General features: G+C 32.8%; 26 protein-coding genes. 22 read left to right on the top strand and 4 right to left on the bottom strand.

Annotated elements, in window-relative coordinates:
• The first annotated feature begins 223 nt into the window (after window positions 1-223).
• The 11 genes from BED47_RS00005 (at window position 224) to BED47_RS00055 (ending at window position 11,191) form a co-directional block, all read left to right on the top strand.
• Window positions 224-1,090 carry an alpha/beta fold hydrolase gene (locus BED47_RS00005; RefSeq protein ID WP_069031789.1) on the top strand — a complete coding sequence of 289 codons (867 nt, stop codon included), beginning with the start codon at window positions 224-226 and terminating at the stop codon, window positions 1,088-1,090.
• Window positions 1,091-1,341: 251 nt separating this feature from the next.
• Complete coding sequence (gene spoIIM / locus BED47_RS00010; RefSeq protein ID WP_069031790.1) at window positions 1,342-1,992, top strand: stage II sporulation protein M; 651 nt, start codon at window positions 1,342-1,344, stop codon at window positions 1,990-1,992.
• A 67-nt stretch (window positions 1,993-2,059) separates the two neighbouring features.
• Window positions 2,060-2,509: a ferric iron uptake transcriptional regulator gene (gene fur, locus BED47_RS00015; RefSeq protein WP_069031791.1), complete on the top strand. Its 450-nt coding sequence runs from the start codon at window positions 2,060-2,062 to the stop codon at window positions 2,507-2,509.
• Between the two features lie 201 nt (window positions 2,510-2,710).
• The gene (locus tag BED47_RS00020) at window positions 2,711-2,929 is read left to right on the top strand and encodes a YqzK family protein (protein ID WP_056466929.1); all 219 of its coding nucleotides are present in this window, start codon (window positions 2,711-2,713) and stop codon (window positions 2,927-2,929) included.
• 6 nt (window positions 2,930-2,935) lie between these two features.
• Entirely contained in the window at window positions 2,936-3,862 is a 927-nt protein-coding gene (gene xerD / locus BED47_RS00025; protein WP_069031792.1) for a site-specific tyrosine recombinase XerD, read from the top strand.
• Between the two features lie 184 nt (window positions 3,863-4,046).
• Window positions 4,047-4,793, top strand: coding sequence for a type I methionyl aminopeptidase (gene map, locus BED47_RS00030; protein WP_069031793.1), 747 nt, complete (start codon window positions 4,047-4,049; stop codon window positions 4,791-4,793).
• A 327-nt stretch (window positions 4,794-5,120) separates the two neighbouring features.
• Window positions 5,121-5,822 carry a TerC family protein gene (locus BED47_RS00035; RefSeq protein ID WP_069031794.1) on the top strand — a complete coding sequence of 234 codons (702 nt, stop codon included), beginning with the start codon at window positions 5,121-5,123 and terminating at the stop codon, window positions 5,820-5,822.
• Window positions 5,823-6,108: 286 nt separating this feature from the next.
• Window positions 6,109-7,290: a phosphopentomutase gene (gene deoB / locus BED47_RS00040; protein WP_069031795.1), complete on the top strand. Its 1,182-nt coding sequence runs from the start codon at window positions 6,109-6,111 to the stop codon at window positions 7,288-7,290.
• 13 nt (window positions 7,291-7,303) lie between these two features.
• Entirely contained in the window at window positions 7,304-8,122 is an 819-nt protein-coding gene (locus tag BED47_RS00045; protein ID WP_069031796.1) for a purine-nucleoside phosphorylase, read from the top strand.
• Between the two features lie 96 nt (window positions 8,123-8,218).
• Window positions 8,219-9,526: a pyrimidine-nucleoside phosphorylase gene (locus BED47_RS00050; protein ID WP_069031797.1), complete on the top strand. Its 1,308-nt coding sequence runs from the start codon at window positions 8,219-8,221 to the stop codon at window positions 9,524-9,526.
• 720 nt (window positions 9,527-10,246) lie between these two features.
• Window positions 10,247-11,191 (top strand): nucleoside hydrolase, encoded by a 945-nt coding sequence (locus BED47_RS00055; protein ID WP_069031798.1) that lies wholly within the window; start codon window positions 10,247-10,249, stop codon window positions 11,189-11,191.
• Window positions 11,192-11,317: 126 nt separating this feature from the next.
• Here BED47_RS00055 and BED47_RS00060 read toward each other — a convergent pair whose 3' ends face one another.
• On the bottom strand, window positions 11,318-11,791 hold the full coding sequence (locus BED47_RS00060; RefSeq protein WP_069031799.1) for a hypothetical protein: 474 nt from the start codon (window positions 11,789-11,791) through the stop codon (window positions 11,318-11,320).
• A gap of 339 nt (window positions 11,792-12,130) precedes the next feature.
• On the opposite strand from BED47_RS00060, the gene BED47_RS00065 reads away from it, so the two are divergent.
• Window positions 12,131-12,430: a hypothetical protein gene (locus BED47_RS00065; protein WP_069031800.1), complete on the top strand. Its 300-nt coding sequence runs from the start codon at window positions 12,131-12,133 to the stop codon at window positions 12,428-12,430.
• 357 nt (window positions 12,431-12,787) lie between these two features.
• Window positions 12,788-14,086 carry an NCS2 family permease gene (locus tag BED47_RS00070; protein WP_069031801.1) on the top strand — a complete coding sequence of 433 codons (1,299 nt, stop codon included), beginning with the start codon at window positions 12,788-12,790 and terminating at the stop codon, window positions 14,084-14,086.
• A 76-nt stretch (window positions 14,087-14,162) separates the two neighbouring features.
• On the opposite strand, the gene BED47_RS00075 is transcribed toward BED47_RS00070, so the two are convergent.
• Genes BED47_RS00075 through BED47_RS00085 form a run of 3 tightly spaced genes read right to left on the bottom strand, consistent with a single transcriptional unit; the run spans window position 14,163 to window position 16,420 of the window.
• Window positions 14,163-15,164, bottom strand: coding sequence for an ABC transporter permease subunit (locus BED47_RS00075; protein WP_069031802.1), 1,002 nt, complete (start codon window positions 15,162-15,164; stop codon window positions 14,163-14,165).
• Window positions 15,157-16,035, bottom strand: a complete 879-nt coding sequence (locus BED47_RS00080) for an ABC transporter ATP-binding protein (RefSeq protein ID WP_069031803.1) — start codon at window positions 16,033-16,035, stop codon at window positions 15,157-15,159. Before BED47_RS00080 ends, BED47_RS00075 begins: the two co-directional genes overlap by 8 nt.
• 1 nt (window position 16,036) lies before the next feature.
• Window positions 16,037-16,420, bottom strand: a complete 384-nt coding sequence (locus BED47_RS00085) for a GntR family transcriptional regulator (RefSeq protein WP_069031804.1) — start codon at window positions 16,418-16,420, stop codon at window positions 16,037-16,039.
• Between the two features lie 192 nt (window positions 16,421-16,612).
• Between BED47_RS00085 and BED47_RS00090 the strand changes: the two genes are divergently transcribed.
• The 9 genes from BED47_RS00090 (at window position 16,613) to spoVAE (ending at window position 22,630) form a co-directional block, all read left to right on the top strand.
• Entirely contained in the window at window positions 16,613-17,776 is a 1,164-nt protein-coding gene (locus BED47_RS00090; protein ID WP_069031805.1) for a D-alanyl-D-alanine carboxypeptidase family protein, read from the top strand.
• 128 nt (window positions 17,777-17,904) lie between these two features.
• Window positions 17,905-18,255, top strand: a complete 351-nt coding sequence (gene spoIIAA, locus BED47_RS00095) for an anti-sigma F factor antagonist (protein ID WP_069031806.1) — start codon at window positions 17,905-17,907, stop codon at window positions 18,253-18,255.
• Window positions 18,255-18,695: an anti-sigma F factor gene (spoIIAB, locus tag BED47_RS00100; protein ID WP_025672021.1), complete on the top strand. Its 441-nt coding sequence runs from the start codon at window positions 18,255-18,257 to the stop codon at window positions 18,693-18,695. Before spoIIAA ends, spoIIAB begins: the two co-directional genes overlap by 1 nt.
• Window positions 18,696-18,707: 12 nt before the next feature.
• Window positions 18,708-19,463, top strand: a complete 756-nt coding sequence (gene sigF / locus BED47_RS00105) for an RNA polymerase sporulation sigma factor SigF (protein ID WP_069031807.1) — start codon at window positions 18,708-18,710, stop codon at window positions 19,461-19,463.
• A 286-nt stretch (window positions 19,464-19,749) separates the two neighbouring features.
• Window positions 19,750-20,373 carry a stage V sporulation protein AA gene (locus tag BED47_RS00110; protein WP_069031808.1) on the top strand — a complete coding sequence of 208 codons (624 nt, stop codon included), beginning with the start codon at window positions 19,750-19,752 and terminating at the stop codon, window positions 20,371-20,373.
• The gene (locus tag BED47_RS00115) at window positions 20,366-20,782 is read left to right on the top strand and encodes a stage V sporulation protein AB (RefSeq protein ID WP_069031809.1); all 417 of its coding nucleotides are present in this window, start codon (window positions 20,366-20,368) and stop codon (window positions 20,780-20,782) included. Before BED47_RS00110 ends, BED47_RS00115 begins: the two co-directional genes overlap by 8 nt.
• Before the next feature lie 12 nt (window positions 20,783-20,794).
• Window positions 20,795-21,247, top strand: a complete 453-nt coding sequence (spoVAC, locus tag BED47_RS00120) for a stage V sporulation protein AC (protein ID WP_069031810.1) — start codon at window positions 20,795-20,797, stop codon at window positions 21,245-21,247.
• 13 nt (window positions 21,248-21,260) lie between these two features.
• A complete protein-coding gene (spoVAD, locus tag BED47_RS00125) occupies window positions 21,261-22,268 on the top strand; it encodes a stage V sporulation protein AD (RefSeq protein WP_069031811.1) in 1,008 nt (335 codons plus the stop codon).
• Window positions 22,269-22,279: 11 nt separating this feature from the next.
• Window positions 22,280-22,630, top strand: coding sequence for a stage V sporulation protein AE (spoVAE, locus tag BED47_RS00130; protein ID WP_069031812.1), 351 nt, complete (start codon window positions 22,280-22,282; stop codon window positions 22,628-22,630).

Consider the following 22,630-nt stretch of genomic DNA (forward strand, 5'->3'; position numbering starts at 1 on the left):
GTGCTCGACTCCTATGGGATAAGCGGGAAGGCTGAGACCCCGCAGGCTTGCCGAGGAGGCTCAGGTCTCGCCCCATGGAAAGCGAGCATCCTGTAGTGGAAATCAACATCACTCTACTCCTTTTACGAAAATTTGGTAATTTAATTGAGAAGGTAGATAAAATAGAAAACAGGAAAAATGAATACAATAAGACAACTAATCAAATACGATGAAGGTGAGAATATTGTTTGTTAATGGTGAACTTGGCACATATCACGTTCGAGTAAAAGGGGATGGCAAAGTCACAGTTCTTTTAGAATGTGGAATGATGCATACTCTTCATCAATGGAAGTATTTACAAGAAGAGTTGAGTAAATATGCCAAAGTTATTACATACGATCGCTTAGGTTATGGAAAAAGTGGAATATGGACAACAGAACGATCAACAGAGCAACAAGCTTTTGAATGCTATGATATGTTATTAGCATTAAATATTAAAAGTCCATTAATTGCTGTAGGGCATTCTCTGGGAGCATATATTGTATTCCAATTGTCTCGTCTTTTTCCAAATGCTATCCAATCTATGATTTTACTCGATCCAACACATCCGACTCTAGAGGAGCATGAGCAGAAATTTTATGATAAGTTACTTTATCAATTTGCGATAATGATGAAGAACGCGAACCAATTTAATCTTACTAAGGTAATTCCAAATAAGCTAATTAATAAAATATTGAAAACGGCCCCAGATAATCAGTTGGAAATGATTAGCGCAGTTAAAAGCTATAAACATTGGAAGACTGTTGTCAGTGAGTGGAAAAATCTAAATTATAGTAACTTACGAATAAAGGACGCATTAAAAATTAATATGAATATTCCTTTACTAGTATTAACAGCTTCAAATCAAAGTGGTTTACAGCTTAATCTGAAGAAAAAAAAGGAATTACTACATAAAGTCGAAAAATATCATATTGAATATTGTGAAACAACGAATCAAGGGAACCGTCAAACATTAGAAGGTCACACACATTCAACTATTTATGGAAATAATGAAGAAAATGCAAAATCGATTGGTCAGATCATAAAAAAACAAATTGAATTATTAAATTAAAACAAAGCTGTTTTAATCGTTGCCTGACTTAAACAGCTTTTTATATTTTTTTTAATAATTTTGTTGAAATAATTCAATTTCGCCCCACGAACAGCGAGTATCCTGGAACAAAACTTATTACTCCTCTCTATAAAATAAGAACAAAAGCCACTTTTTCTTTATTATTAATTTTCCAACTTTAATAAATTAATAGAATAAATTACTTGTCCATTCATAAAATGAAGAGAGAATATAGTCCAGGAGATGATATCATGACAAGAAGCTCAGTCAAATCAACGATGAAAAAACATGTTAAAGATTATTTGTCACTCTATATTTTTGTTAGTGTGATCTTACTTTTTGGTGTAGTATTTGGAGCAGTCATCGTAAATAGTATGAATGTGAGTCAAAAGCAGGATATTCTATCCTTTATTACACATTTTTTTGGACAAGTTAATAATGGTGATTATATTAGCGGAAATGAAGTATTCCTTTCTAGCTATTCTTCTCATTTGAAGTTTTTAGCATTGATTTGGGTTTTAGGGATCTCAATTATCGGATTACCAATCATTCTTATTTTATTATTTATGAAAGGATTGGTAGTTGGATTTACAGTTGGATTTTTAGTCAATCAATTAGGTTGGCACGGTATTTTATTAGCATTTTCTTCAGTTTTCCCACAAAATGTTATCGTTTTACCATTATATATACTATTAACAGTTTTAGCAGTTCAGCTATCCATTCGAATGATTCGAAAACAATTTATTAAAAATGATAATGAACCAATTATGAAACAGTTAGTCTCGTATTCTATTGTCTTTGGAGTTGTTGCGGTTTGCCTAAGTATTGCAAGTATTATTGAGGCATATGGTTCAACTTATTTTTTAAAAGCCATCTCTGAAATAATTGTTTCAAAAAATTAACAAATAATTTTTGACACTTTCTCTTTCTTTGTTATAATTATTATCAAGTGGCGAGGGAGTGAAAAGAATGGAAGAACGAGTTGAACGAATAAAGAAACAACTACATTTAGCAGGATACAAATTAACACCACAACGGGAATCCACTGTTCGTGTTTTATTAGAAAACGAAGAAGATCACCTAAGTGCAGAAGATGTTTACCTCCTAGTGAAAGAAAAATCGCCAGAAATTGGACTTGCTACTGTTTATCGTACGTTAGAATTACTAACTGAGTTAACAATTGTTGATAAAATAAATTTTGGTGATGGCGTTTCAAGATACGACTTAAGACATGAAGGTGCGCAACATTTTCACCATCATTTAATTTGCACGGTTTGCGGAGCAGTAGATGAAATTCATGAAAATCTATTAAGTGAAGTTGAAAAGACAATTGAAGAACGTTGGAATTTTAAAATTAAAGATCATCGATTATCATTTCATGGTGTATGTCATCGTTGCCATGATCAAAACGAAGAGTAGTAAAATGATTTTAATTTAATTAAAATCATTTTATTTTTGATTCTTAAAAGACGGAGCAGTTCAATAAAAAGAGTCTGCTCTTTTTCATGTTCTAAAAATGACACTGAATGATTAATGTTGATTTTTTGAAGTATGATTTGTCCTATTTTTGCATAGTATGTAGTAATGATGTCTTTACTTCTAGCAAAAGGTGGTGGTCATATGAAAAAAAGAGCAAGTATTGTTTTTAATGTAATAAAAGTTACAATTTTATTCATTACATGTACAATTTTATTTTATTTTGCTATTCAATGGATTCATTCTGAATATGAAAATATGCATCGATATGACCGACCAGAAGGCTCAATGTTAAAGGTGGACATTCATAAAAAGGATGGTGCTTTTAACCAATTGGTACGGTTTTATCAAAACGGGGAGTAATGAAATGTGACAACGACTGATAAAACACCTTTTAAAAAAGAATTTGATTTTGCTACGGAGGATTTTATCCATTTTATCCAAGTTGAAAAAGGTTTATCTAAAAATACAATTCTATCATATGGTAAGGATTTAGAAAGCTACGGAAAATATTTGGACGTTGTTGAAAATATAAATGGTCTCTCAAATATAACTAGGTTACATATTATTAGTTATTTAAAATATTTAAAAGAAAGAGATTTAACAGCTCGAACAATGGCTCGTCAATTAGCAACAATTCGCTCATTTCATCAATTTTTAATTCGTGAGGTTGATGGTATGAAAGACGATCCTTCACTCTTAATAGAAATTCCAAAAGCGCCAAAAGTACTTCCAAAGGTTTTATCACTACAGGAAGTAGAGGCTTTATTAGAAGTACCTGATCACTCTACGTTTGGTATTAGAGATAAGGCAATGTTAGAATTGTTATATGCTACTGGCATGCGTGTGTCAGAGTTATTATCATTAAATCTATCTGACATTAATTTAACAATGGGATTTGTGCGATGTTTTGGTAAAGGAAGTAAAGAACGAATTATTCCTTTAGGTAAACTTGCGATTGAATCAATTGAAAATTATTTAAAATTGTCGAGAAATGAATTAAAGGGTAAAAAAAATAATGATGCATTTTTCTTAAATCATCATGGAAATAGAATGTCTAGACAAGGATTTTGGAAAAACTTAAAAAAACAAGCCGAAAAAGCAAATATTCAACATGAACTAACACCGCATACTTTACGTCATTCATTTGCAACACATTTATTAGAAAATGGCGCTGATTTAAGATCAGTTCAAGAAATGCTAGGACATGCAGATATATCTACAACTCAAATTTATACACATGTAACGAAAAATAGACTTAAGGATGTTTATAAAGAGTTTCATCCAAGAGCTTAATTTCAGACTGTCCGCCAAACGCTTGAATCAGCCTGAAACTCAGATTATTAAAATTTTATTTACACATTAAGAGCTTAAATTAAGCTCTTTTTTCTTGGATAATGATTGTTATAATGTGAATAGCATAATATATTAAATTAATCATAGATGAACTGAAACTAGGTGACTTGAAAGGATGAAATAAATGATTACGATTAAGACTGAACGTGAAATTAACTTAATGAATGAAGCAGGTACTTTATTGGCTGCTACGCATAAGGAAATTGCCAAAATGATTAAACCGGGGATTACTACATGGGAAATCGATCAATTTGTTGAAAAGTTTTTAGCAGAAAATGGTGCAAAACCGGAGCAAAAAGGTTACCGAGGATATAAATATGCAACTTGTGCATCAATTAATGATGAGATTTGCCACGGATTTCCTCGTAAAAAACCATTAAAAGATGGAGATATTGTAACGATTGATATGGTTGTAAATTTAAATGGTGCGCTTGCTGATTCGGCTTGGACATACGGTGTAGGAAATATAGCTAAAGAAAACAAAGATTTATTAAAAGTTACGCAAGAATGCCTATATAAAGGGATAGAGCAAGCTGTAGTAGGAAACCGTATTGGTGATATTGGTTTTGCGATTCAATCTTATGCTGAGTCATTAGGTTATTCTGTTGTGCGTGATTTTACCGGACATGGCATAGGACCAACTCTTCATGAAGAGCCATATGTTCCTCATTTCGGTATGGCAGGTAAAGGTTTAAGACTGCGTGAAGGGATGGTCATTACGATTGAACCAATGATTAATTTAGGATCATGGCAATCAACAATGGATTCAAATGGCTGGACTGCAAGAACAAGAGATGGAAAAAATTCAGCCCAATATGAACATACTTTAGCAATTACAAGTAATGGACCAAAAATATTAACAATGCAATAAGTTAATTATTATTTGCATTGATAATGAAAGCATAAAAACTATAATTAAAAACCAATTAAAAATCTATTGACATAATGGACTAGCTAGAATACTATTATATTATTAATAAACAATCGAATACTCCAAAGGGGAGTAGCGTCAGGAGAGATCCTGAAACAAAGTCGTCATTACATGAGAAGAAATTCTCATCGGCTTTGTTGGCATACATATGTGTGCTCAGCAAGACCTTTGCCGTAGAATTACAACTATTGGCAAAGGTCTTTTTATTTTGTAGTCACAGTACAGGTTGTTTAATTAAAAATAGTAGTTTCATAAGGGGGAAGAGTCATGGATTTATTAGGTGGATTAAGTATTGGCGTACTATTGAATGTAATTTTTATCGACCTGTTATTAAGTGGTGACAATGCTATTCTAATCGCATTAGCAGCGAAAAACTTACCAGCAGACCAAAAGAAAAAAGCAGTATTATTTGGTACTTTAGGTGCAATTGGACTACGTATAGTATTTGCAGCAGTAATCGTGTATTTATTAAAAATTCCGTTTATCTATGCAATCGGTGGTTTAATGTTATTATGGATTGCATTTAAATTATTAGTCGATGATTCAGGACATGGTGAAGTTAAAAGTGGTGCAACATTATGGGGAGCAGTTCGAACAATTATCATTGCTGATGCGTTAATGAGTCTTGATAATGTTTTAGCTTTAGCTGGTGTATCACATGGTAGCTTAGTTGCAATCGTAATTGGTATTTTAATTTCAATTCCAATTATTGTTGGTGGAAGCTCATTATTAATGAAAATTATGAACAAATACCCAATTATAACAACAATTGGTTCAGGTATCTTAGCTTGGACTGCTGCTGGTATGATTACTCATGAAAAAATGATTAACGATGCTTTTGAAAATAATACAATTGCTTTAGCGTTTAAAATTGTCATGACAGCAATCGTAATTGCAGCTGGTACAATAGTTGCTAAAAGAAAAGCACAAAAACATCAAGTTACAAGTTCAGAAAATCAAACAGCATAATACGATAAAAGGCCCAGCTTATAAAGCTTGGGCTTTTTATTTTGCAATACAGTATGTAAGCAGAAATTTTCGCATATCATTTTTATTAGCGACTAAAAAAAAAGAAAATAATTATGAAATATTTATGTCAAATTAACAGGATTCTGGGGAATTATAGTATCAATAGACACAAATTGGAAAATATAATTCTTGAAAAGAATTAGGACAATAAGTATACTTTAGTTGTCAGACATCTGACGCTATCATTTAAGTTTCAGTTTGTTTCGATGAGTTAGGAGGAAAACAAATGAATAGAAAATTTAATAGAGTGTTCCTCGTTGTTATGGATTCTGTAGGGATCGGAGAAGCTCCTGATGCAGAAAAATTTAATGATGTTGGTTCAGATACACTAGGCCATATTGCTGAAGAAATGAATGGTTTACATATGCCGAACATGGCAAAACTAGGACTAAGTAATATTAGAGAATTGAAAGGGGTTCCAAAGGCCGAAAAGCCACTTGCTTATTACACAAAAATGGAAGAATCATCAGTTGGTAAAGATACAATGACTGGACATTGGGAAATCATGGGTCTTCACATTGATAAACCATTTAAAGTTTTTGCTGATGGATTCCCTAAAGAATTAATAAGTGAATTGGAAACCCATTTTGATCGTAAAATAATTGGAAATAAACCTGCTTCTGGAACCGAGATATTAGTTGAACTTGGTGAACAGCATATGAAAACAGGCGATTTAATCGTTTATACGTCTGCTGATTCTGTTTTACAAATTGCAGCTCATGAAGAAGTTGTTCCTTTAGAAGATTTATATCGTTATTGTGAAATTGCACGTAAATTAACATTAGATGATCCGTACATGATTGGTCGTGTAATCGCCAGACCATTTGTAGGTGAGCCTGGGAACTTCAAACGTACACCAAATCGTCATGACTATGCATTAAAACCATTTGGACGTACTGTTATGAATGAATTAAAAGATGCAAACTTTGATGTAATTTCAATCGGTAAAATTGCTGATATCTTCGATGGTGAAGGAATTACGAAAGCATTACGTACAGTTTCAAATATGGACGGTATGGATAAATTAGTTGAAACATTAAAAATGGACTTCACTGGTTTAAGCTTCCTAAATTTAGTTGATTTTGATGCAGTATACGGTCATAGAAGAGATCCACTAGGTTACGGTAAAGCTTTAGAAGAATACGATGCAAGATTGCCTGAAGTATTTGATTTATTAAAAGAAGATGATTTATTAATGATTACTGCCGATCATGGAAATGATCCGACATATACTGGTACAGACCATACAAGAGAATATGTTCCATTACTAGTTTATAGTAAACAGTTTTCAGAAGGTAAAGAATTAGAAATACCAAAAACTTTTGCTGATATTGGAGCAACCATTGCAGAAAACTTTAAAGTTGCAATGCCATCACATGGATCAAGTTTTTTTGAAAAATTGAGATAAGGTGGAGTTACATATGAATAAAGAAAATATCGATAAAGCCGCTGATTTTATTAAAAGTAAAGTTGACAGACAGCCTAAAATTGGATTGATTTTAGGATCAGGTTTAGGAGTACTGGTTGATGAAATAGAAAACCAAGAAAAAATTCCGTATCATACGATTCCTGAATACCCAACATCAACAGTAGAAGGGCATGAAGGACAACTAGTTTTTGGAACGATACACGGTATTGAAGTAGTAGCAATGCAAGGAAGAGTTCACTACTACGAAGGATATAGCATGGAAAAAGTAACATTCCCTGTACGTATCATGAAAGAATTAGGTGTAGAAAAATTAATCGTAACGAATGCTGCAGGTGGAGTTAATACTTCATACGAACCTGGTGATTTAATGTTAATTACAGACCATATTAATTTTACTGGTACTAGTCCACTAATTGGACCAAATAACCCAGAGCTAGGCGTTCGTTTTGTAGATATGTCTTATCCATATGACCGTGAATTAAGAGAAATTGCAAAAAGTGCTGCTAGTGAAGTAGATGTAAAACTTCAAGAAGGAGTTTACGCTGCACTGACAGGACCATCTTATGAAACTCCAGCTGAAATTCGCATGTTTAGAACATTAGGTGCTGATGCTGTTGGGATGTCAACAGTATCTGAAGTAATTGTGGCACGTCATGCTGAATTAAGAGTACTTGGTATTTCATGTATTTCAAACATGGCAGCGGGCATTTTAGACCAACCACTAAACCATGAAGAAGTTATAGAAACAACACAAAGAGTAAGAGAATCATTTTTATCATTAGTAAAAGAGATTATTCGTAAAATTGGTTAATTCAAAAGTTAACAAATATAAAAGGACTTCTACATTATGTGGAAGTCACTTTTCATTAGAAGTAATCTATACAAATTAGAAAGAGGCGTTTCAAAAATGAGAATGGTAGATTTAATCGAAAAAAAACGTGACGGAAAAACATTAACAACGGAAGAAGTTAATTTTGTAATCAAAGGTTTCACAGATGGTAGTGTACCTGATTACCAAATGAGTGCTTTTGCAATGGCAGTTTTCTTAAAAGGTATGACTGAAAAAGAATATAGTGATTTAACAATGGCTATGGTACATTCTGGTGATACAATTGACCTTTCTAACATTGAGGGAATCAAAGTTGATAAGCATTCAACTGGTGGAGTAGGTGATACAACTACACTTGTATTAGGTCCATTAGTAGCTTCTTTAGATATACCTGTTGCCAAAATGAGCGGACGTGGTTTAGGTCACACTGGTGGTACAATCGATAAATTAGAAGCTGTAGAAGGCTTCCATGTTGAATTAACAGAAGAAGAATTTACTAAACAAGTAAATGATATTAAATTAGCCGTTATCGGACAAACAGGAGATTTAACACCTGCTGACAAAAAGTTATATGCACTACGTGATGTAACAGCAACTGTTAATTCAATCCCATTAATTTCAAGTTCAATTATGAGTAAAAAAATCGCTGCTGGTGCTGACGCGATTGTTTTAGATGTTAAAACTGGTGCAGGTGCATTTATGAAAGATATTGATGATGCACGTGATTTAGCTAAAGCGATGGTTAAGATTGGTAACAACGTCGGAAGACAAACAGTTGCAGTTATTTCTGACATGAGCCAACCATTAGGTTTTGCGATTGGTAATGCATTAGAAGTGAAAGAAGCAATTGACACGCTTAAAGGTGAAGGTCCAAAAGATTTAGAAGAATTATGCTTAGTATTAGGAAGCCAAATGGTTGTATTAGCTAAAAAAGCTGAAACATTAGAAGAAGCAAGAGCTAAACTTCTAGAAAATATGAAAAACGGAAAAGCTTTAGAAGTATTTAAAGCATTTTTAGTAGCTCAAGGTGGAGACGGTTCAGTAGTAGATGATCCATCAAAACTACCTCAAGCTAAATTTGTACAAGAAGTAGTAGCGCAGCAAGACGGTTATGTTTCACAAATCGTCGCTGATGCAGTTGGAACAGCGGCTATGAAATTAGGTGCAGGACGTGCAACAAAAGAATCAGTTATTGACTTAGCTGTTGGATTAATGCTGAACAAAAAAGTAGGCGAAGCAGTTAAAAAAGGTGAATCTTTAGTTACTGTATATTCAAGCACAGAAGATATTAGTGAAGTTGAAAAAGACTTACTAGAAAACATTAAAATTTCTACAGAAAAAGTAGAAGAACCTACATTAGTTTACGATTTAATTATGGAAGCTTAAAACTTTTTCAAAGTGTTGAAATATAAAATGGTCAATAGGAAAACGGACATTAAATGAAGATTTATTTAATGATGAAATTATCATTTCTGGGATGATCTATTAAGGTTTTAAATGTTAATATGGTTGAGTAATTTCATGATTCCAATAATCACTAGTAATGATTTTTTCAGAAGATTAAAATACTATGGACTAATTTTTATAAAACAAATTCAGTTGATTAGTTTAATTAATGTTCGATATTTATTGAACTACAAGCTGATTAATATAAAATAGTTGGGTTACTCTAGTAAAGGCAATCTGATTAGGATTTATTGCAGACTTTTTTCGATGAATAAGTTGATTGGAACGAAAGGGTGCTCGACTCCTATGGGATTAGCGGGAAGGCTGAGACCCCGCAGGCTTGCCGAGGAGGCTCAGGTCTCGCCCCATGGAAAGTGCGAGCATCCTGTAGTGGAAATCAACATCACTCTACCCCTTTTTCGAAAATTTGGTAATTAAATTGACAAGGTTGTTTTTCAACAACATGAAAAAGCTATTCTCTAAAGATGAGAATAGCTTTTTTTGTTCTAATTATTAAACAAAATGTCATGTTACTTTTTAAGTTAATAATATACGATCTTTTTTTTATACTTTTCAAAAAGATAACAACATACCTTTATATCAAAGGAATAAATAATAAAAGAAATGTTCTAAAGTTTTGATATAAAGGGAGCTAATCTAATGGGAAAGAAAGTGTTATTCTTCGGTGATGTTGGTATTGATGATGCGATCGCTTTGGTTTATGCACGATTAACAGAAGATATTGATATTATTGGGATTGTGGCGGATTATGGGAATGTATCTAAATTAGAAACGACCAGGAATGTTCGGTTTTTACTTAAAAGGTCAGGAAAAGAATATATTAAAGTCTATGGAGGTGCTGAGAAACCAATGACGGGGGAGGTCCCAACCTATTACCTTGATATACATGGTCCATTCGGTTTAGGTCCAATCGATCCGGGTTTAAAGTTGGAGAACTTAGAAAATTTTTGTGAAGTTATCGATTTGATTGAGCAGTATAAGCATGAACTAATTATTGTAAATACTGGGAGGTTAACCTCGCTAGCCACCCTGTTTATCTTATACGAAGATCTGATGAAAAGTGTTAATTCTTACTATATCATGGGTGGGGCCTTTCTATATCCGGGAAATGTTACACCAATTGCAGAAGCGAATATTCATGGAGATCCGATCGCAGCAAATATCGTAATGAAGTATGTAGAAGGTGCTTATATTTTCCCATTAAATGTAACACAAAATGCCATCGTTACTCCTTCAATGGCCAATTATATTCATTCTAAAGGGAAAACAGATCTTGTAAAACCATTATTAGATTTCTATTATTACAACTTCTATCAAAAGAAGGTACCCGGCATAAAAGGGAGTCCAGTTCATGATGCGGTAACTCTCATGGCAGTCATTCGTAGCGATCTTTTTAAATTTTATCAATCCGCTGTTGTAATTGATTCAACCGATGTGGCTAGAGGTCAAAGTATTGCAGATTTTCGTGTAACCGATACCCCAGAGAAATTTGAGGGGAGACCTCAACAACATATCGCAGTAGGATTAGATTATGAAGGGTTTTATAAGGATTTTATGTCTGTTATGACCGGGGAGAAATTCTAGATTAAAAATTAATAGAGAAATTATCAAATTAATTGAATCGAACTTTAGCTTTATTGCTACTTTTGTCAAACCCTTGCCATATTAAGCAAGGGTTTGTTTTTGCTTATTGTTACATTATTATTTTTTTTAAATACTTAAGCTTAAGCTACCCAATAACATAAGTGCAAAAATGATATATGGAAAGATGATTAAAAACCAAATAAAAGGCTTTTTCCACGTATCAAGTTTATTATAGACTGCAAAAGTGATTAATAAAATAACCCCTATTGGAATGAATAGGAAGCCATACATTTCAGTGAATGAAAATTTCTGTAAAATAAAGGGTAAAAACAACAAAACAGTACAGCTAATAAGCTTAAATCCAATACTTTTATTGATTATCAATTTAGTAATAATAGAAGTTATCAGTATGATGGCAATAAAATAGACTAACAAGTACATCGTAAAGTAAAACGATCCTGATAATTCCCCACCTGCCCCAGTACCATCGGCGTCAGTGGACATCCCAAATATAAAAAACAACATTGGGAAGATAATGGGACTTGTAACTAGCAATGTAAAACCAATTGTTGCTGACACTTTCTTTAATAATTCCTTCAAAATACACACTCCTAATTTAATTCTCTAGTTTCATCTTACGAGATGAAATTAAAAAAATATAGGAGAAATTAGTGAATCCTTATATTGTTTTAATATAATCGGTATACAACTAATATATATTTAAGTCTAATATATGATCGAACTTCCAGTTCAAATAGAGGATGATTACAGAACAAAGGAGTTAAAAAGTTTTTAGCGAATTAACACATAATCAAGAAAAATAAATTAGACAAATTAATTGAAGTTCTTCAAAAGCAAGACTACCTGAGCTTAAATCAGTTCCTTTATTTAATTAACAAAAAGAATGATAAAAAGTTATTATGAAATAAGAGGTGTAAATTGAGACAAACGACGTGGAAAGAAATCATTCTGATGTTTAGTCCGGTAATATTAATACCGATCATTTTATTTTTTGTATTACATTCTTCACCATCTATTGCATTGAGGACTCATGTATTTTTTAATGGCCATCCTATTTTAGCCGTAAAGTCTGAAATTGCAGATGACCAAGAACATAATCAGGGTGATAAAGAATTCCTAAAAAATGAACACGCAAAATGTTATTCTTTAAATGAAGAAAATTATATCCTTCGAAAAAAAGGTTTTATCTATATGGCTGATTATTATGGAAATGCCTAATATTAATTGTTTCAATTACGGGGATTAGTGATGCTCACGTTCCTCTAAGCAGCAGGGGCCTAAGGTGTTGCCTAACAACTTGAGGTCTTTTGCCCATGTATTTCTTATATAAATCAAGTACTTTTTTATTTCCAATCAACTTAATCATAAAAAATATTTTTCTAAACGAAACACTAAATAACTATAAGTTATAACAAGTTGAGAAACTGTTAGTATTGTTGTGATCGTGAAGCACTTGTCATTAAAACACTAAAGAAAATTATTTTCTTGTTTAATTATTTGATTAAATTTAGTATAATTGTAATCGTGCCTTGTTGCATGGGTGGGAGAGGGAGACACTAAAAGAGAGGAATTTCTTTGAAAAATTTATTGAACAAACAGTTTAATCTTGAAGGTAGCGGTACGACCATTAAAACGGAGTTGATTGCAGGTGCAGTTTCATTTCTAACACTTGTCTATATTTTGTCCGTTAATAGTACAATTTTGCATGATGCAGGTATACCGTTCCAAGGTGCAATGATTGCCACAATTCTGTCAGCTTTCTTTGGAAGCGTTATGATGGGATTATGGAGTAATTCACCTTTAGTATTAGTACCAGGAATGGGCATCAACGCATTGTTTACTTATACAATGGTTGGAGAAATGGGAATGAATTGGAAAGAAGCACTTGCTGTTGTATTTGTAAGTGGAATCTTATTATCAATTTTATCATTCACAAAATTAATTAAGAAATTAACAACTGCGATTCCATTATCTCTAAAAAGTGCAATTACAGTTGGAATTGGATTTTTCTTAACGTTTATCGGACTTCAAGCTGGTGGGATTGTTGTAAAAAATGAAAGTACGTTTGTATCGATTGCAAATTTTACAAATGTGGATGTTTTAGCAACAGTTATTACGCTAGGTATTGCAATTTATCTTTTTATTAAAAATGTACCTGCAAACTTTTTAATTACGGTTATTTTAGGTACAATCATTTCATTCATTTTACATGGTGGAATTGAAAAAGCACATGATACAACAAAAATTACAATGAAATCTGCTAGTGAGGTTGTCGGACAACTGACCTTTACTCATGTGTTGAGTTTTCCATTTTGGATTGCAGTATTTTCGTTAACGATGGTTGTATTATTCGAATCAATCGGTATTATTCATGGTCAATTAAGCATGATGAACCAAGAGCATAAGCAACAAAAGGTTGTTCAAGGAACTGCGTTTGGTATTATTTTATCCGGTTTACTTGGAACTAGTCCAACAGTTATTGCTGTTGAAGGTAGTGCAGGGATCAGTTCTGGTGGTCGAACAGGTCTTACTTCTGTTGTAACTGGATTTTTATTTTTAGGATGTTTACTTTTTATGCCATTAATCGCATATATACCAACATCTGCGATTGCACCAATTTTAATTATTATCGGTTCATTAATGGTTAAACATATTACAGATATTCAATTGGATGATCCTACTGAGGCAATACCAGCCTTCTTAATTTTAGCATTCATCCCTTTAACATATAGTATTATTGACGGAATTGCATTCGGTTTTATTGCTTATCCATTAGTAAAAATGGCAGCAGGTAAGAAAACTGAAATCACACCATATATGGTGGCAATTTCAGCATTATTCTTTGTACGTTTTGCATTAAACTTTATTGCATAAAAAAAAGCGCTGATTCTTTTACTAGAACCAGCGCTTTTTAATTTGTTGTTTTTAGAAATTTAGATTTTGCAAAACATTAATCAAAAAATTTATTTAATCGTTTATAGAAGAAATAGCCAACAACAGTACCAATTATTAATCCAATCACGTAAATAATCGTGTTATTTCCATTTGCAATGGTAGATGTTAATAAAGCGATTAATGTCGCTGAAAGATAGACAAATAAGACGTTTACGAATAAACCGAATTTTTTATAAACGAATAATTTGCCGTTATTGACATTCGCAGATCTGTTATAACATAATAAACCAATTAGTAGAAATGCAACGATATAAAGGATAATGATCGTTAAATTTCCGTAGTCTATAGTTGGATAATGAACGATTTTTTCATTAAAATCCTTTGAAATTGATAGTTGGCCTGCTTGATATGGAATAGACCAACTAGTGATCGTTTTTTCAAAGCTTTTGTCAGGTAATTGATAGTTAAAGATACCATTTAAGTTTGAATAAAGACTAAAATAGATAATACTAGGTGAGAAAATCGTAAAAATAGTGAAAAGTGTTTGAGAAAAATAATGACCTGTAATTGTTCCAATCGATAGACCAATTGTAAAAAAAGCAATCGTAAATAGGAATATGACAGAAAAAATGGTAACAAATGATGAAGCATCAATATATTTGTGTAGATTCGTATTGTAATGGATTAATAGAGTTAAAATAATTAATCCAACAGTCGCCATAAAAATATGAGCAATTCCAAATACCCATTTTGATAAATAAAGTTTTCTAGGTGAGTACGGAAGCGAAAATTGGAAATCAATTCCTCCTGTATTTCGTCCAATCCCTATTAATAAAATACTTAATATTAATACAATGATCGGTGAAATAAATGCTAGCATACTAAAGTCTGATATATAAAGGTACGGATTACTAGGATTAGTTAGTAATGCTCGATTTAATTCGTCAGTGTTATTGTAATAGCTAAATGGAAGAATGATCAGATAGACAAGATATAATAAAATAAGTGCAAGTCTAGATTGCTTGGAATTAATTAGCCACAATGCTTTACTAAACATATAAGTCGCCTCCATCATTTATGAAAAATAAATCCTCTAATGTCAATGGAAGTTCTTCTAAAAGGAGCGGATTTTCTTTTTCCATTCGTTTTATATATTCGTTCTTATTTCCATTAATAATGATAATTGCTACTTTGCCAGTTTTTGAGAATACAGATATAGACGGGTCATCTTCAAATATTTTAGGTAAGCCGTCTTCAAATGCTACTTGTAATTTATAAAATTGACTCGTACTTTCTTCCATTGTAGAGATTGAATTAATTCGTCCATCCTTAATAAATAAATATTGATCAATTATTTTTTCTAGCTCAGCGAGATGATGTGATGAAATAATCACACCGACTGAATTTGTGCTTGCATATTCAATGATTAGTTGCAAAACTGTCCGTTTAACGACTGGATCTAAACCGTTAGTTGGTTCGTCTAAAATGACATATTTTGCATCTGTTGAAAAGGTTAATAGTAAATAGATAAGTGTTTTCATCCCTTTTGAGTATTTACGTAAAGAAGTATTAGGTAATTTATATTTATTTAATGCTTCTAGAAATTTGTGTTTATTGAAGTTTGGATATGAATTTTCATAGATTGTAATAAGCTCTTTCACACTATATTGATTAATGAAATTTGTAGAATCACTCATATATGCAATTTGTCTTCTAGTATTAGGTGATGAGTTAATCTCTTCATCATCAATACTGATTGAGCCTTCGTCTGGAGATAGAATGCCAACGATTGTCCTTAAAAGTGTCGTTTTACCAGCCCCATTTCTACCGATTAAGCCTGTAATTTTACCTTTTTCTATTTGAAAGTTTAGATTTTTTAACACTTCATGTTCATCGAGTTTTTTACTTAAATGATGGATTTTCAACAAACTACTCAGCTCCTTTATTAGAATAGAACTCTTTTACCCAATTCATTATTTCTTCCTCTTTTACTCCATCTGTTAAACAATCAATTAATAAATTTGAAAGTTTATTTTTATATTTTAAAAGGGTATCTGTTGTAACAGTCTCTTTTGTTAAACCAATTACAAATGTTCCTTTACCCCTAATCGTTTCGATGACTCCAGTGCGCTCTAGTTCTTGATAGGCTCTACTAACAGTATTTGGATTGATCACTAATGTAGTTGCTAATTCACGTACGGAAGGAAGTTTATCTCCATTTACCAAAATCTTTCTTAGCATTTGTTCTTTTGTTTGTAGAACAATTTGCTCCCAAAGGGGTAAATGGCTTCTTGGGTCTAAAATAATTATCAAGAGATCACCACCTCAAATGTTTTCTTAAGTGTATGGAGTGTATTAAGTGTATGGATGTGATTAATACACTTTACTTATATCATATGTTTTCATGTATGTAAATAGTTCCATTCTTTCTAATATTTTCTTCTGAGGTTGATTAAACTACTTATATTTGGAAAAAATATGTATGAAAAGAATGGAGGGTTATAGATGAAAAGGGTATTACTAACTCTTTTAAGTAGTGTTATGATCTTTTCTTTATCACTACCTAAAGTAAATGCAAGAGAGACACAAAATAATGATGTAAGTTTGGCAAAAAGTGCATTATCTTCCGTAATTATTGAACAAGATACTGGAAAAATCTTATATGAAAAAGACGCTAGAAAAGAGCTTCCACCAGCAAGTATGACTAAGATTATGACAATGCTTATTATTATGGAAGAAATCAATAAAGGAAAACTCAGGTTAGATGATAAAGTAATGACAAGTGAACATGCTGCGTCAATGGGTGGATCACAAATTTTCTTAGAACCTGGTGAAGAAATGACAGTAAAAGAAATGCTAAAAGGAATTGCAATCGCATCAGGAAACGATGCATCGGTCGCAATGGCAGAGAAAATTGCAGGTACAGAAGAGGCGTTTGTCGCTTTAATGAATAAAAAAGCAAAACAGTTAGGATTAAAAAATACACATTTTGAAAATCCAACTGGGCTTCCTGCACCTGGTCATTATTCATCTGCGTATGATATGGCAATCATGGGAAGAGAGCTTTTGAAATATCCATTAATCACGAAGTTTACTGGTACTTATGAAGATTATTTGAGAAAAGATACTGAAAAACAATTTTGGCTAGTTAATACGAACAAACTAGTTCGTTTTTATCCAGGAGCGGATGGATTGAAAACTGGATTTACTGCAGAAGCAAAATATTGTTTAACAGCAACTGCTAAGAAGAACAACATGCGAGTAGTTAGTGTGATTATGGGTGCACCAACTTCTAAAGAAAGAAATGCACAAATGACAAATTTACTTGATTATGCATTTAATCAATATCAAGTAAAGCAATTAATTAAACAAGGTGAGAATATCGAAAGGCTTAGTATTAGTAAAGGTAAGTCTAAAGGTGTAAATGTTATAACTAAAAGCCCAGTTTCAGTTGTATTAAAGAAAGGTCAAGAGTTGAATAAAATTACGAAAGATATTCAGCTGAACAAAAATATTCAAGCCCCAATTAAAAAAGGGCAAGTTGTCGGAGTTTTAATATTAAAACAAGGTACTAAAGTTTTATCTAAAACAGACTTAGTTGCTAATAAATCGGTAAGTAAAGCTAATTGGTACGATTTATTTAAACGTTCTGTTGGGGGATTCAACTGATTTTTTCCGACTAATTTCGAGTATTACTAAAAGATTTGGCGTTTTACCACTAGTTTTGTCATGCATGAAGGAATTCGGTTTAGTTTTAACGAAACTTTCAATAACCGTCAAATAAGGAGGTTATTGTAGTGAGTCTTAATATTGAACTTGAAGTGAAAAATGCAATCCTTTGTGTAAGACTTGCAGGGGAACTAGATCATCACACTGCTGAGGATCTACGTTTACAAGTAAACGAGGTATTAGAGTCACAGACTATCAAACATATTTTATTAAATCTTGAGCATTTAACATTTATGGATAGTTCTGGTTTAGGTGTCATTTTAGGTAGATATAAAGTTATTCGAAATAAAGGTGGAGAAATGGTTGTCTGTTCAATTTCTCCATCAATTAAACGGTTGTTCGACATGTCTGGTTTATTTAAGATTGTTCATTTAGCTGATGATGAGTCAAATGGACTTAATGTATTGGGGGTGGCATAATGCGAAATGAAATGAACCTTCAATTTTCCGCATTAAGTCAAAATGAATCATTTGCTCGTGTAACTGTAGCTGCATTTATTACACAGCTAGATCCTACATTAGATGAATTAACTGAAATTAAAACGGTAGTATCTGAGGCTGTTACAAATGCGATTATTCATGGTTATGAAAATAATCCTGAAGGTATCGTATTCATTTCAGTTCTACTTGAAGATCAAACAGTAACTTTAACAATTCGAGATGAAGGTATTGGTATTGCTGATTTAGATGAAGCAATGCAACCTTTATACACTTCTAAACCAGATTTAGAAAGATCCGGCATGGGATTTACGATTATGGAGAATTTCATGGATCAATGTGAAGTTGTATCCACTATTAATGTTGGTACAACGATTACGGTTAAAAAGTACTTATCAAATAGCAATGTTTTAAGTAATTAAGGAGAATCGCCTATGGACGTAGAAGTCAAGCAAGATCAACCCCGTACGCAGTTAAAGGATCATGAATTAAAAGAGTTAATTAAGCGTAGTCAGGCTGGAGATCAATTGGCTAGAGACAGCATCGTCGGGCACAACATGAGACTTGTATGGTCAGTTGTTCAGCGCTTTATTAACCGTGGATATGAACCAGATGATTTATTTCAAATTGGTTGTATCGGATTATTGAAATCGGTAGATAAATTTGATCTATCTTATGATGTACGATTTTCTACATATGCTGTTCCGATGATTATCGGAGAAATCCAACGATTTATTCGAGACGACGGAACGGTTAAGGTGAGTCGTTCATTAAAGGAAACGAATAATAAGATTCGAAAAGCAAAAGAAGAATTAAGTAAAACGCTTGGAAGAATGCCTACAATTAACGAGATTGCTACTCATATGGAAATTACGCCAGAGGATGTTGTACTTGCACAAGAGGCTAGTAGAGCTCCTTCATCAATACATGAAACGGTGTATGAAAATGATGGTGATCCTATTACATTGTTAGACCAAATTGCTGATAACCATGAAACTAATTGGTTTGAAAAATTTGCATTAAAAGAAGCGATAAAACAACTAGATGATCGAGAGCGATTAATTGTCTATTTAAGATATTATAAAGATCAAACTCAATCAGAAGTTGCTGAACGATTAGGAATTTCTCAAGTGCAAGTTTCAAGACTTGAGAAAAAGATTCTCCAACAAATGAAAGACAAAATTAAATAAAATCTTGAGCTAAAAAAGCTGAAGAATCGTAGGGAATACTATACGATTTTTCAGCTTTTTTATTTTTTCTTTATATTGTTTTTATACTGTAACTCCGGTTTCAAATAAAGATCAATATCTTCAAGTTACACTATCAGATGCTTTTTTTCGATAGTGCTAAAGACTACATTTTCCTATTTTTACTAACTGAACTACTTAGATCAATCTTACTGTACTTATATTTTTGGGAAGTTTTCACATACTAGTTGTAATTGAATTCATAAAGCTTTGAAACTGAGGGGAAAGTATGAATAAGGTGTTATATATTAAATTACTCAATCGAATCGTTGTACAAGTAGGTAAACGTGTACATCTTGGAGAGATTGCACGATTACAAGGGATTAATGTTGATTTAACCCGAATTCAAAACATCATTGTACATGAATCAAAAAAGGAGGATGGTACACATACAGTTATTGATATTCTAGAGCTTTTACCATTAATTCTTGAAATTGAACCTGATATTTCGTTCGAGCTCGTTGGAGTGACAATGTGCATAATAGAACTTAAAAATGAAGTTTCAAAGGATCGTTTTTTTCTGTTTTGTTTCGTTTGGATCTTGCTATTTACAGGTTCTTCATTAGCGATTATTTATTTCCACGAAGATGTTAGCATGCAACAGGTTCAACAACGAATTTACTACATGATTACAGGAGAACATAATCATAAACCTTTATTACTTCAAGTACCTTATTCTTTTGGTCTAGGAATTGGGATGATTTTATTTTTTAATCAGTGGTTTAAGACTAGATTAAACGAAGAACCGAGTCCTCTTGAAGTAGAAATGTATCAGTATCAACGGTCAATGGACGAATATGTGTTAGTCAACGAAAATAAAAAGCCAAACAAAAGTGTAAATACCGATGATTAGAGAATTGTTTATAGTGTTTGTAGGTTTTTCAGGAGGTATTGCTGTTGGTACGGGCTTTGTAGCATTTTTATCGGTTATTGGAATCATTCCGAGACTAACACAGTTAACAAAAACGATTAAAAAAATTCGAGCTTATGAGTTTGCAGTTATTTTGGGAGCAATTTTTGGTTGCTGGATTAGTTTGCGAAATACCGTTTTTAATTTGCCAAATATCTTTTCCGTTTTTATTGGGCTGTTAGCAGGTATTTTTATTGGAATGTTAGCTGCAGCGTTAACCGAAGTATTAAATGTTTTTCCAATCTTAGCGAAACGTATTGGCATTCAAAAGAAAATTGTGTACTTATTAATGGCAATTGCACTAGGTAAAGTTTTTGGATCGTTATTTCATTGGATTTATTTTATAGAGTAAAGGATGGATGAAATGAGTGGGAAATTAAAAGCTAATTATAAAGAGAATATAAAACCATACCAACCGAAAAAGCCGGTATTAAAAAATTGTATTAAAGCGTTTTTAGTTGGAGGATTTATCTGCCTTTTAGGTGAGTGTATTACGAAAATCTATATTAACTATTTTAACTTTACAGAAAAAAATGTGGGTGATCCAACAGTAGCTACACTTGTATTAATTTCTAGCTTACTTACAGGGTTTGGTATATATGACAAAATTGGACAATTTGCAGGTGCAGGATCTGCAGTTCCTGTAACAGGCTTTGCCAACTCTATGACAAGTGCTGCTATGGAACATAGAAGTGAAGGTCTCGTTCTAGGGGTTGCAACAAATATGTTTAAACTAGCTGGTTGTGTAATTGTTTATGGAGTTGTTTCGGCATACGTCGTTGGAATGATACGATACGCATTTAAAGTATTCTTATAGGAGGTGAGCACATATGGCTTTAGTCGGTAAACAAACTTGGGAGTTTCAAAATGGTGTTTATGTTCAAGCATCTGGAACTGCTGTCGGACCAAGAGAGAACTTAGGACTGTTAGGTGGCAAATTTGATTATGCTTATGAAGATCTTCATTGTGGTGAAGATAATTGGGAATTAGCAGAAAGAGCATTAATGAGAAATGCAGTTTCCGTTGCGCTAAAAAAAGCAAATAAAACCGTAGATGATATCGATGTATTTTTAGCAGGTGATTTACTAAATCAAAATGTTACTGCGAACTTTATGGCAAGGGAATTGCAACTTCCTTTTTTATGTATGTTTGGTGCATGCTCGACTTCAATGGAAACAGCTGCACTTGGTGCACAGTTAATCGATAGTGGGTACGCAAAAATGGCATTGGCAGCAACAAGTAGCCATAATGCTACTGCTGAAAGGCAATATAGATATCCTACAGAATACGGTGGACAAAAACCGGATTCTGCAACTTTTACAGTAACTGGAGCAGGAAGTGTTCTCCTTTCAAATAAAAAAAGCAAAATAAAAGTAAAATGCGCCACAATTGGTACAGTTCAGGATTTAGGATTGACTGATCCATTCGACATGGGTTCTGCGATGGCACCAGCGGCAGCCTATACAATTGTACAACATTTTAAGGACACAAATACGACACCTGATGATTATGATTTTATCGTAACTGGAGATCTTTCAGCTGTAGGCGCACCGATTTGCGAACAACTGGTTAGAGAAGAAGGATATGATATGGTAGGAAAATACAATGATTGTGGATTGCTAATCTACGATCGAGAAAATCAGGAAGTTTTTGCTGGAGGAAGTGGATGCGCTTGTTCAGCAGTTGTAACATATGGTCATTTATTTCAAGAGTTAAATAAAGGTACTTATAAACGAATTTTAGTAGCAGCAACCGGCGCTCTTTTAAGCCCAACAATGATTCAACAAAAAGAATCAATTCCAACTATTTCACATGCTGTCGTTTTCGAAAGCTGTTAGGAGGTGTTCAGATGGATTTTGTTAATGCTTTTATAGTAGGTGGTCTAATTTGTGTAGTTGGTCAATTATTTTTTGATTTCACAAAATTAACACCAGGGCATGTGATGTGCATATTTGTAGTAATTGGCTCAATTTTAGATGGGTTTGGGATTTACGATAAGCTTATAAAATTTGCTGGTGCAGGTGCAACAGTTCCAATTACTAGTTTTGGCCATTCCTTATTACATGGAGCGATGGCAGAAGCAAGTGATCACGGATTTATTGGTATTGGAATGGGGATCTTTTCCCTAACTTCATCTGGAATTTCAGCAGCAATTTTATTCTCATTTATAGTTGCACTTATTTTTAAGCCAAAAGGTTAA

Source organism: Gottfriedia luciferensis (assembly GCF_001712755.1).
Classification (GTDB): domain Bacteria; phylum Bacillota; class Bacilli; order Bacillales; family Bacillaceae_G; genus Gottfriedia; species Gottfriedia luciferensis_B.